The following is an 11,537-nucleotide window of genomic DNA, read 5'->3' as shown; positions in this document are numbered from 1 at the left end:
GGATACCATGCCTGCTGTAGTAGTGGTAGGAACACAATGGGGAGATGAAGGAAAAGGCAAAATTGTAGATGTTCTTACAGAAAAGGCTGATTATGTAGTGCGTTTTCAGGGCGGAAATAATGCTGGACATACTTTGGTAATCAATCAAAAAAAATATATTCTCCATCTTATTCCTTCAGGAATATTCAGACCTCAAACAACCTGTGTAATAGGGAATGGTGTGGTAGTGGATCCAGAGGTATTAATAAATGAAATAGAAAAGTTAAAAAAAGAAGGATTAAATATAGATTCCAACAAGCTTATGATCAGTGAAAAAGCTCATACTATTATGCCTTATCATAAAGCTCTTGACATGGCAAGAGAAAATAAAGCTCATAAAAATAAAATTGGCACTACCTGTAGAGGAATAGGACCTTGCTATGAAGATAAAGCTGCAAGAAAAGGTTTTAGATTAATAGACCTGACCTATCCAGATATTTTTAAAGAAAGACTTAAAAACGTTTTAGAAGAAAAAAATGTCATTCTAAAATATTTAGAAACTGAGCCTTTAAAATTTGAAGATATCTATGAAAAATATATAGAATATGGAAAATATCTTAAACCTTATTTAACTGATGTTTCCCAGGTTATATGGCAAGCTAAAAAGAATAATAAAAATGTTCTTTTTGAAGGGGCTCAGGGAACATTTTTAGATATAGATCATGGAACTTATCCTTATGTAACTTCCTCTAATACTATAGCAGGAAATGCCTGTTGTGGAACAGGAATAGGTCCTTCTGAAATAGATTTGGTTTTAGGCATAGTAAAAGCTTATACCACTAGAGTAGGAGAAGGACCTTTTCCTACAGAATTAGAAGATGAAACAGGGAATTTTTTAAGGGATAGAGGTTTTGAATATGGCTCAACCACTGGAAGACCAAGGAGATGTGGATGGTTGGATTTAGTTTTGGTCAAAACCGCTATAAGATTAAACGGAATAAACGCTTTAGCTTTAACCAAACTTGATGTTCTTTCAGGTCTGGATAAAATCAAAGTATGTATAGGGTATGAATATGAAGGTAAAACCATAGATTATTTACCTTCTACTCTTATTGAAATATCTAAATTAAAACCAATTTATAAAGAACTTTCTGGATGGAAAGAAGATATAAGTCAGATTAAAAATTTTGACAAACTTCCTGAGACTACCAAGATTTATTTAAAAACTATAGAAGATTATTTGAAAGTTCCTCTTTATCTCATCTCTACAGGACCTGAGAGGGATAATTGTCTTATTATAAAAAATCCTTTTCAAAACTAATTTTTTTATGAAAGAAAAAGTTCTTATAGCTAATCGGGGGGAAATTGCTTTAAGAATAATGGAAGCATGTAAAGAATTAGGGATAGATTATGTAGCTCTTTATACCAAAGAAGATGAAGAATCCCTTCATGTAAGACTGGCAGATAAGAAATATAGAATCTGTGATTATAGAGATATGAATGATATTTTAGCAGTAGCTGATGAAACTAAATGCACTGCTATTCATCCAGGCTATGGATTTTTAGCAGAAAATTTCAGGTTTGCCAGAAGAGTAGTAAAAAGACAAAGACCTCTTATTTTTATAGGGCCTTCCTGGGAGGCTATAAGAGATTTAGGAAATAAACTTTTTATGAAAAAACTTGCTAAAGAACTTAATATTCCTGTTATCCCCGGAACAACCGAGCCTATTTATAATGAAATAGAGGCAGAGTTTAGAGCTGAGGAACTCTTAGATTTTCTTTCTTCTGAAGGTTTTAATAACCCTTCACTTCTTGTAAAAGCAGTAGCTGGTGGTGGTGGAATGGGAATTGAAGAAGTTAAAAACTTAGAAGAACTTCGCCCTATTTTTAGAAAAGTCAGAGCTTATGCTAAAAGACTTTTTGGAGATGAAGGAATTATTATTGAAGCTAAAATACCTGTTTTCCAACATATAGAAGTTCAAATATTGGGAAGCAAACATGGAGAATTTGTCCATTTTGGAACAAGAAATTGCACAATTCAAAGCCCTTTTAAACAAAAAAGAATAGAAGTAGCACCAGGATTTAATTATGAAGAAAAATGTAATTTTAATCCTGAAGAAATAGAAAAAGCTATTATTGAATATTCATTAAAATTGGCTAAACACTTTAATTATGATAGTGTAGGAACTTGGGAATGGCTGGTTACACCAGAAGGGAAATTTTATCTCATGGAAATTAATACACGTATTCAGGTTGAAAACGAAATTTCTGCCAAAATATCTTTTATTAAGGATAAACAGGTTAATCTGATAAAAGAACAAATAAGAATTGCCTTTGGGGATAAATTAGGTTATTCTCAAGAAAATATTACTTTCAAGGGAACAAGTATAGAATATCGTCTTATAGCAGAAGATACTAAAAGAGGATTTATTCCTTTAAGCGGAACTATTAATAAATTTAAATGGACTCCTAAACCATGGTTAACAATGAGAACCCATGTTCCTCAGGATAAACCTTATAATATTCCTACCCAGTTTGATCCTAATTTAGCCTTAGCTATAGTTTATGGAAAGACTTTTAATGAAGCAAAAAAAAGAGGTTTAGAATTTTTAAATGATATTATTATAGAAGGAGAAAATCTTCAAGGTGAGAAATTAAAGACTAATATAGAGTTTTTAAAAGAACAAACTTATAATCTTTATAAATTCGTAGAGGGCTAAAGGATTTTTATGAAGATAGCTTTACATAAAAATTTAAAAAATCTTCTGGATACAGCAATTTATATAAAAGACATAAAGGGGGAAAATTTTTTAAATATTGATTCTTTAATTGAGCGTATTTCAGAAATTTATGAAAACTTTTATAATTATGAAGAAAGTTATATAGAAAAATTTGTTAAAGAAACAAGTGCTCATTTAAACTATATCATAGATGAGGCAGAAAAAACTCTTACTCCTTATGAAATAGTAAAAATAGCTAGACATCCTCAGAGATTTACTTTGCAAGATATTTTAGAAAATGTCTATGATAGTTATATGGAATTAGGAGGAGAGGGAGAGCTAAACATAGATCCTGCTATAGTATGCGCCAAAGCAATGATTGTGAGAAAAGTAGGACATGATCTTTATTTTCATCAGGTAATGGTTATAGGGCATGAAAAAGGGCATGGAGAGGAATTTCGTCAGGGTGGAAGTGCAAAACCCTGGGGTAATGAGAAGGCTCTTCGTTATATGAAAATGGCTGAAACTGAAGGAATTCCGATACATTTTTTTATTTTTACCCCTGGAGCCTATCCTATAGAAGATTATCCTGGTGCTGCTCAACAAATAGCAAGAAATCTTTATTATATGGCTAAATTAAAAGTTCCAACTGTAGCTTTTATTTCTGAAGGTGGCTCAGGTGGAGCAGAAGCTATAGGACTCACAGATATAAGATTAATGGCTGAAAAAGGTTATTATTCTGTTATCAGCCCTGAGGGAGCTGCTGCTATAGAAGCTAAATTAAAAGAAGGTAGACCTCCTCGTGAATTAGTTGAAAAATGTGCCAAAGCTTTAAAACTTACAGCCAGGGATAATTTAAAATTTGGTACTATAGATAAAATTATCCCTGAACCTCCTTTAGGAGCAAGAAAAAAAGATTATGAGTTTTTTAAAAGGTTAAAAATTGAGTTGATCAGAGCTACTGATGAAGTGGTTTTACAAACAAGAAGTATGAAGTTTTTAAGAAAATACGCTATGGCAAAACAAGATACTGAAGATTTTAAGTACTTTGTAAACTGGGATTTGGATGAGGATGAAATTGAAATTTTGATAGAAAATAGATATAAAAAATATAGAAAAATGACCCAATGGGCTATAACTGAACCCAAGAGTATATTTAAACAGGTTTTTAGTTTCGGGCATAATATAGGGCTTAAAATTAAAAATGAATTTAAATATAAAATTTTAAAACAAGGACATAAAAGTTTTAAGAAATTTTTAGATGAATTAACAAGCGAATCTTCTTTACTTTTAAAACCTGTTTCAGATCCTGTAAAAAGTGTTTATAATTTAATAGTAGGTAAAAAAATTCCCAAAGTTCCTACACAAATTTTGGAGGAAGAAATATTTACTTATGTAAGTCCTTTAGCTTTAGAGGATAAAACTGTAACATGTCCTCAGGCTGAAAAATATGGATGCCCTGATATTTGGGTTCCTGATCTTTACGGAGAATTTTGTGGAGTTTGTCCTAATTGTGGTTATCATTTTCCTTTGGAATATAAATGGTATTTAAATAATATCTTTGATAAAGGTAGTGTAAAATTTTTTAATGATGATATTGCTTCAGGTAACCCTTTAGAATACGAAGGTTATGCTGAAAAATTAAAAATAGCCAGAAAAAAAACAGGTCTTAAATCTGCTCTTTTGTCTTTTGAAGTTAAGATAGGAGGTATATCTTTAATAGCAGTAATGCTGTTAGCAGAATTCAGACAAGGAACAGTTGGAGTGGCAGAAGGAGAAAAATTTATAAGAGCTATAGAACTTGCTAAAATTACACGCCGTCCATTTTTAGCTTTGGTTCATACTACAGGTGGAATAAGAATCCATGAAGGAACACTGGGAGTGGTTCAAATGCCAAGATGCACCATGGCTGTTAGAGATTATGTTGATGCTGGGGGGTTATATATTGTTGTGTATGATAATAATTCTTATGCAGGACCTGTAGCAAGTTTTTTAGGTTCTGCACCCTATCAATTTGCTCTTAAATCTACAAGACTCGGATTTGCGGGTCCAAGAGTGATAAGAGAAACTACAGGACAGGATATTCCTCCGGATTATCATAGTGCTGAAAATGCTTTAAAAAGAGGACATATTCAGGGAATCTGGGATAGAAGAGAATTAAGAAAAAAACTTTTTACAGCTCTTCTTACTATGGGAGGTAAAAATCTATATTACAGATAATATAGGTTATTAACTATGAAAATTGAATATCAAAATTTAAACAAAATTTTGCAGAAATTTAAAGCCAATCCTTATAAAACTTTTAAGGTGGTTACACCCCATACAGGATACATTAAAGAGTTTAAAGTAAAAGAAGGAGATCAAGTAGTTGGTCCAAGTGGTAAATGGCTGGAAAAACCAGGAACCCCTCTTTTTATTTTAGAAAGAGAAAGAAATCCTAAAATTATTAGAGCAAAAATAAGTGGTATAGTGCAAAATTTAAGAACTGATTTTTTAAATAGATTTGTAGAGGCTGAAGAAGTTATTTTAGAAATTAAACATCCTCTTTCTCAAAAAGAGATTATCTCAGAAATACTTCTCTCCGCTCTTTATATCATCAGAGCTCCTGAGACTGCAAGATATATTTTAAGCCCTGCTATAGCAAATAAAATTGAAAAAGAAGGACTTGGAAAAGTTAAAGTTAAAAAAGGCGATGAACTTTTAATTATGACCTTTATGAAAAGAGAAACCCCTATTTATCTAACAGAAAAAGGAACTTATGTTATCTATAATATTTATTTTTCACCTTTTCAATTAATAGAAAGAGATAGTCCTTTAATAGGTCTGTGTCCAGAAGAAAATCTACCTTATTTAAAAAAAATTATAGAAAGAATAAAAGACGAATGGCCTCTTTAGATTATTCTAAATTTTTTCCAGAAATTGGTCAAGAAGTCTGGCATTTTCCTTCTCTATCAAGAGCTATGGCTTTATTAAAAGAATTTATAAGACTCTTTCCCAAAACGGCTAATGGAAGAATTATAAAAGCAGATATTCTTTTAGAATCTAAAGGTAGATTTAATAGAAAATGGTTTGCAGAAAAAGGAGGACTCTGGGTAGCCTTAAGTATATATGATGAATTTCTTCCGGAAAATTCCTGCTTAATCCCTCTTATCTTAGGTTTAGCCTTAGTAAGATCTGCTTATCATTTTGGAATAAAAGAAGCTAAAATAAAATGGATCAATGATTTACACTATAAAGGAAAAAAAATAGCTGGTGTTTTAATAGAAAAATTTGAAAGTTGGTATATCATTGGCATAGGAATAAATGTTAATAATAACCCTCCTGAAAAAATCCCTGCTATAAGTTTTAAAAAAATTTTAAAAAAAGAGATTTCTTTGTTAACAGTCTTAAAAGTCTTAATTTTTTGGTTAAGATATTATTTTGGTTTTTTAAGATTTTATGAAAGAAATATATTGGATGAGAAAGAAGTAAAAAATATTATTATAGAAAATTATAAAAAATTTTCAGATACCTTAAAAAGATGTATAGCTTTTTCTTATAATTTAGATAAAGCAGAAGAAGTTTTAATAGGAGAAGTCATAGATATTACTAATAAAGGTTCTCTTTTAATAAATTTAGAAAATTCAGAAATAGTTGAGGTCTCTTCAGGAGAAATAATTTATCTTTGGTAATCTACATTTTATAAAATTTATAATCTAAATAGCTATAATATTTTTGCAAAGGTGCAAATGAAAAAGATTTGGATTTCAATTTTTTAATACTTTCTACCATAGATCTGGCACAAGAGAGAGTGGTGGCATAAGGAATATCAAGTTCCATAGTATATCTTCTGATTAAATAAGCATCTTCTTTACTTTCTTTACCTTTAGCTGTGTTAATAGCAAGATCTATTTCTTTATTTTTGATTAAGTCTAAAATATTAGGCCTTTTAAGATCTGAGATTTTAGGAACCTCTTTTATACTAATTCCATAAGATCTTAAATATTCTGCAGTTCCTTTGGTTCCTATCAATCTAAAACCAAGTTCTGCTAAAACTTTAGCTATAGGAACAACTAAAGGCTTATCCTCATCTTTTACAGAAATAAAAACTGTTCCTTTAGTAGGAAGATTCATTCCTGCTGCTAACTGAGCTTTGGCATAGGCTAAGGCAGGATCCCAATCTATTCCCATTACTTCTCCAGTAGATTTCATCTCAGGTCCAAGCATAACATCTACTTTAGGAAATCTTTTAAAAGGAAAAACCACTTCTTTAACACAATAATAAGGAGGCTTTATCTCTTTGGTAAAACCTATTTCCTTTAAAGTTTCTCCAAGCATAATCCAGGTAGCAAGTTTTGCTAAAGGTACACCTATGGATTTAGAAACAAAAGGGATTGTTCTTGAAGCTCTGGGATTTACTTCTAATACGTAAAGTTCATTATCTTTAATAGCATACTGAATGTTTATAAGGCCTCTTACTTCCAATTCTTTAGCTAAAAGTTTAGTGGCTTCTTTTATCTCTTCTAAAAGTTTAGAAGGTATATGAAGCGGAGGTAAAATACAGGCTGAATCTCCAGAATGAATACCTGCTTCTTCAATATGTTCCATTATACCTGCTACTACCACAGTCTCTCCATCAGAAATAGCATCTACATCTATTTCTAAAGCATCTTCCAAAAATTTATCAATTAAAATAGGATGTTCTGGATTAACTTTTACAGCGGTTTCAATAAAATTTCTAAGTTCTTTTTCAGTATAAATTATTCTCATAGCTCTTCCACCAAGCACATAAGAAGGACGCACTAAAACAGGATAACCAATATAAGAAGCTACTTTAATAGCCTCTTCTGCGCTATAAGCTATACCTGCCTTAGGTCTTTTTAAACCCAATTTGCCTAATAATTGGTCAAATTTTTCTCTATCTTCAGCTTTATCAATATTTTTAGGAGAGGTACCGAGAATTTTTACTCCTGCTTTATAAAGAGGAACTGCTAAATTAATAGGAGTCTGACCTCCAAATTGAACTATTACACCTTCTGGTTTTTCTTCTTCATAGATATTTAAAATATGTTCAAAAGTAAGAGGTTCAAAATAAAGTCTGGTAGAAATATCATAGTCTGTAGATACTGTCTCAGGATTAGAATTCACCATAATAGATTCTATTCCTCTTTCTTTTAAAGCTAAAGAGGCATGAACACAGCAATAATCAAATTCTATTCCCTGTCCTATTCTATTAGGACCTCCCCCAATAATTAAAATTTTTCTATTTTTAGAGGCTCTGGACTCGTTTTCCACTTCGTAAGTGGAATAAAAATAAGGTGTATAAGCCTCAAATTCCGCAGCACAGGTATCAATGAGTTTAAAAGTAGTTTTTATACCAAGAGATTTTCTATATTCCCTTACCTGAATTTCATTAGAATTGGTTAAATAGGCAATCTGATAATCAGAAAAACCCATTTGTTTTAATTCTTTTATTTCTTCTGCTGAAAGCTCTTTTAAATTTTTTCCTTTTATATCTTCACTTTTATCAAAAATTTCCTTAAGATGATAAAGAAACCAGGGATCTATATAGGTTAAATTATAAATTTCTTCTATGCTAAAACCAGCTTTAAAAGCCTCTCTAATATAGAATAATCTCTGGCTATTTGGACGCACCAATTTTTCTTTAATTAATTCCTTAGAAAGGATAATATCCTGATCAGAAGGGGATTTACCATCAGCACCAAATCCAAAACGACCTATTTCTAATCCTATAATAGCTTTCTGTAAAGCTTCTTTAAAGGTTCTACCAATAGCCATGGTTTCACCAACTGATCTCATAGAAGTGGTTATTTCATCAGGACATTCCGGAAATTTTTCAAAGGTAAAACGGGGAATTTTTACCACTACATAATCTATGGTTGGCTCAAAAGCAGCTTTGGTTTCCTTAGTAATATCATTGGGTAATTCATCCAAGGTATAACCAATCGCCAGCTTAGCAGCAATTTTAGCAATAGGATAACCCGTGGCTTTACTTGCTAAAGCTGAAGAACGAGAAACTCTGGGATTCATTTCGATAACTACCATATCTCCATTTTTTGGATTAATAGCAAATTGAATATTAGAACCTCCTGTTTCAACTCCAATTTCTCTGATAATAGCCTGAGCAGCAGTTCTCATTTTTTGATATTCTTTATCAGTTAAGGTTTGAGCAGGTGCAACGGTGATAGAATCCCCAGTATGAACTCCCATAGGATCAAAATTTTCTATAGAGCATATAATAACTACATTATCTTTAAAATCTCTCATTACCTCAAGTTCAAATTCTTTCCATCCTATGACAGACTCTTCCAGCATTACCTGATGAATAAGGGACATCTCAAGTCCTTTTTCTACAATTTCTCTCAGTTCTTCAATATTGTAGGCTACTCCTCCACCCGTTCCTCCTAAGGTAAAGCTTGGCCTTACTATTACTGGAAAACCTATATCTTTTATAGCTTTTTCAGCCTCTTCAAAAGAATGCACAATAACACTTTTCGGTATCTTTAAACCTATATTTTCCATTGCTTTTCTAAAATGTTCCCTACTCTCAGCTTTTTCTATAGCTTTTTCATTAGCACCAATTAATTCCACTTTATATTTTTCTAAAACCCCTTTTCTTGCCAAAGCAAAGGCTATATTTAAACCAGTTTGTCCTCCCAAAGTAGGAAGTAAGGCATCAGGTCTTTCTTCTTTTATAATATATTCTAAAACTTCAGGAGTAAGTGGTTCTATATAAGTTCTATGAGCCATTTCTGGATCAGTCATAATAGTAGCAGGATTAGAATTAACAAGAATTATTTCATAACCCTCTTCTTTCAAAGCCTTACAAGCTTGACTTCCTGAATAATCAAATTCACAGGCTTGTCCTATTACAATAGGACCTGATCCTATAATAAGAATCTTTTTTATATCAGTCCTTTTAGGCATACCACCCCTCTAAAATTTTTTATTCTCAAACTTTTAAAGGATTTTCATTAGATATTAAAATCTTTCTAAATTTTGATAAAGTTTAATTTTGGCTTTTTTTCTAAGAGTTTGATACCATCTATTAAACCAAACTTCTCTTTTATTCTGAAGAAGAATTGAAGAAACCTGCAAAATTTCCTGATCTGTAATTGTTCCATTAAAAGGCCTTATTTCTTCAACATAAAAAATTTTCAATCCCTCTTTATCCCAAAAATATTTGTTTAATAATTTGGGTTTGCCTATTTTCCCTAATTCCTGAGCAATTTCAGGATCAAAATATTTGTTTAATTCATATCTTTTACATTTTATCTTTTTAAGTCTAAATCCTTTTTTAGAAAAATCTTTGGCACTTAAAAGTGTCTTATCCTTTATTTTATCAAAAAAACTCTGAGCTTTTTCTTCACAAAACTCTTTACCTTTAGCATTTAAGTAATCTTTTTTGACTTTTTCTTTGACCTCTTTAAAAGATAAAATTCTGGGAGGTTTCTTATCTTTTATTTCAATTATCATAATACCTTTAGATGTTTCTATAGGAGCAAAATACTCCCCTTTAGGCGATTGAAAAATTTTTCTTACCAATCTAAAATCTTTTAACAATTCTATAGCCTGTCTTTGAGTTAGCCAGCCTGTTTCAGAAAGCTTGATATTGTTTTTCTTAGCCCAGAATTTTAAACCATTTTCTTTAACAATTTCACTATAAATTTTGTCAACCTTTCTTTTGGTAAGTTCTCTTATTTTTTTATCTTTAAGAAATCCTTTTATTTCACTTTTCACTTCTTCTAATTTAAGTAACCTCTCTGGTTGAATCTTTTCTATTCCCAAAATCAAATATCCTGTAGAAATTTTTATTGGACCTATTATCTGACTTGGTTTAGACTGTTTAATGGTATTTTTTAAATCTTCTGGTAAAGCTGTTTCTTCAAACCATTGACTTGGTTGTGCTCCATATTTATCAAAATCTTTCAATTTTTTAAGTTTGGATTTTATTTTCTGGGCTTTTTGAAAAGCCTTACTATCCTTTCCAGCAATATAAATGGTCCTTAATTTCACTCGGAAGGGTTGTTTAAACCTGCTTAGATTCTCTTCATAAAATTCCTTAATCTCTTTAGAACTAACATCTACTTTTCCTTTATAAGGAATAAATAAATAATAAAGTTTCACTTTTTCATTTTCCTTATAAATATCCCTGTGAGCAAGATAATAATTTTCAAGATCTTTCTCTGTAAAACTTACCTTAGATTCACAGTAATTTATAGGTAGGATGCCTTCCAGAAGCGTTAAAGTTTGTTTATTATATTTTATATAATCCCTTACTTCTTCATCGGAAACTATTATAGGAGCTGTAAGAAGCAATTTCAAACGTTGTTGAATCAGATCAGATTTAATAATAAATTCAAAAAAGTTAGAAGAAATGCCTAATTGTTCAAGAATATATTTATATTTGCGAGGACTGAAAACTCCATTTTCTTGAAAAGATGGAATTTGAGAAATAGCATAATTAATTTCTACAGGAGATATATTTATGCCTAAATTTTTCGCTTCATTTTCAATAATTTTTATTTTTATTAAATTTTCTAAAACCTGCTGTTTTATTTTCAATTTTTTAAGATCTTCAGGGGAAAGCTCACCAAAAGTTTGTTTTAACCTGAAAATCTGGAAATTGTAATATTCTTGAAAATCTTTAATAGAAATAGGATTCCCATTAACTTTACCTATAAGCTCTTTTCTTCCATAAGTAAAGACCCCTATACCCCAAAAAACAAAAACTATAGCAATTACACCTAAAAAGACCTTGGCTAAAAGAGAAGTAGCACCCTTTCTTAAAAATTTAAACATTTTTTCACTCTCAGATTTTCTTTAATATACCAAAAA

General features: G+C 30.9%; 7 protein-coding genes. 5 read left to right on the top strand and 2 right to left on the bottom strand.

Annotated features, from left to right (window positions below; all coding sequences use genetic code 11):
* Positions 1-7: 7 nt before the first annotated feature.
* Genes CC87_RS03355 through CC87_RS03335 form a run of 5 tightly spaced genes read left to right on the top strand, consistent with a single transcriptional unit; the run spans position 8 to position 6,370 of the window.
* Positions 8-1,300, top strand: coding sequence for an adenylosuccinate synthase (locus CC87_RS03355; RefSeq protein WP_038056126.1), 1,293 nt, complete (start codon positions 8-10; stop codon positions 1,298-1,300).
* Positions 1,301-1,307: 7 nt separating this feature from the next.
* The gene (locus CC87_RS03350) at positions 1,308-2,699 is read left to right on the top strand and encodes a biotin carboxylase N-terminal domain-containing protein (protein ID WP_038056124.1); all 1,392 of its coding nucleotides are present in this window, start codon (positions 1,308-1,310) and stop codon (positions 2,697-2,699) included.
* Between the two features lie 9 nt (positions 2,700-2,708).
* A complete protein-coding gene (locus tag CC87_RS03345) occupies positions 2,709-4,919 on the top strand; it encodes an acetyl-CoA carboxylase carboxyl transferase subunit alpha/beta (RefSeq protein WP_084222181.1) in 2,211 nt (736 codons plus the stop codon).
* A 15-nt stretch (positions 4,920-4,934) separates the two neighbouring features.
* The gene (locus tag CC87_RS03340) at positions 4,935-5,594 is read left to right on the top strand and encodes a biotin/lipoyl attachment domain-containing protein (RefSeq protein WP_038056122.1); all 660 of its coding nucleotides are present in this window, start codon (positions 4,935-4,937) and stop codon (positions 5,592-5,594) included.
* Complete coding sequence (locus tag CC87_RS03335) at positions 5,582-6,370, top strand: biotin--[acetyl-CoA-carboxylase] ligase (protein WP_038056120.1); 789 nt, start codon at positions 5,582-5,584, stop codon at positions 6,368-6,370. The genes CC87_RS03340 and CC87_RS03335 overlap by 13 nt, the downstream gene beginning before the upstream one ends.
* A 1-nt stretch (position 6,371) precedes the next feature.
* Here CC87_RS03335 and carB read toward each other — a convergent pair whose 3' ends face one another.
* Complete coding sequence (gene carB, locus CC87_RS03330; RefSeq protein WP_038056118.1) at positions 6,372-9,626, bottom strand: carbamoyl-phosphate synthase large subunit; 3,255 nt, start codon at positions 9,624-9,626, stop codon at positions 6,372-6,374.
* Positions 9,627-9,680: 54 nt separating this feature from the next.
* Positions 9,681-11,501 carry a peptidylprolyl isomerase gene (locus tag CC87_RS03325; protein WP_038056116.1) on the bottom strand — a complete coding sequence of 607 codons (1,821 nt, stop codon included), beginning with the start codon at positions 11,499-11,501 and terminating at the stop codon, positions 9,681-9,683.
* Positions 11,502-11,537 lie beyond the last annotated feature (36 nt).

The organism is Thermodesulfobacterium hydrogeniphilum (assembly GCF_000746255.1).
In the GTDB taxonomy this organism is placed as follows: domain Bacteria; phylum Desulfobacterota; class Thermodesulfobacteria; order Thermodesulfobacteriales; family Thermodesulfobacteriaceae; genus Thermodesulfobacterium; species Thermodesulfobacterium hydrogeniphilum.
This window is presented reverse-complemented; position numbering and strand designations above follow the sequence as displayed.

Coding starts and splice junctions, on each gene's coding strand:
- CC87_RS03355 (WP_038056126.1), top strand. CDS start 8: ATGCCTGCTGTAGTAGTGGTAGGAACACAATGGGGAGATGAAGGAAAA.
- CC87_RS03350 (WP_038056124.1), top strand. CDS start 1,308: ATGAAAGAAAAAGTTCTTATAGCTAATCGGGGGGAAATTGCTTTAAGA.
- CC87_RS03345 (WP_084222181.1), top strand. CDS start 2,709: ATGAAGATAGCTTTACATAAAAATTTAAAAAATCTTCTGGATACAGCA.
- CC87_RS03340 (WP_038056122.1), top strand. CDS start 4,935: ATGAAAATTGAATATCAAAATTTAAACAAAATTTTGCAGAAATTTAAA.
- CC87_RS03335 (WP_038056120.1), top strand. CDS start 5,582: ATGGCCTCTTTAGATTATTCTAAATTTTTTCCAGAAATTGGTCAAGAA.
- carB (WP_038056118.1), bottom strand. CDS start 9,626: ATGCCTAAAAGGACTGATATAAAAAAGATTCTTATTATAGGATCAGGT.
- CC87_RS03325 (WP_038056116.1), bottom strand. CDS start 11,501: ATGTTTAAATTTTTAAGAAAGGGTGCTACTTCTCTTTTAGCCAAGGTC.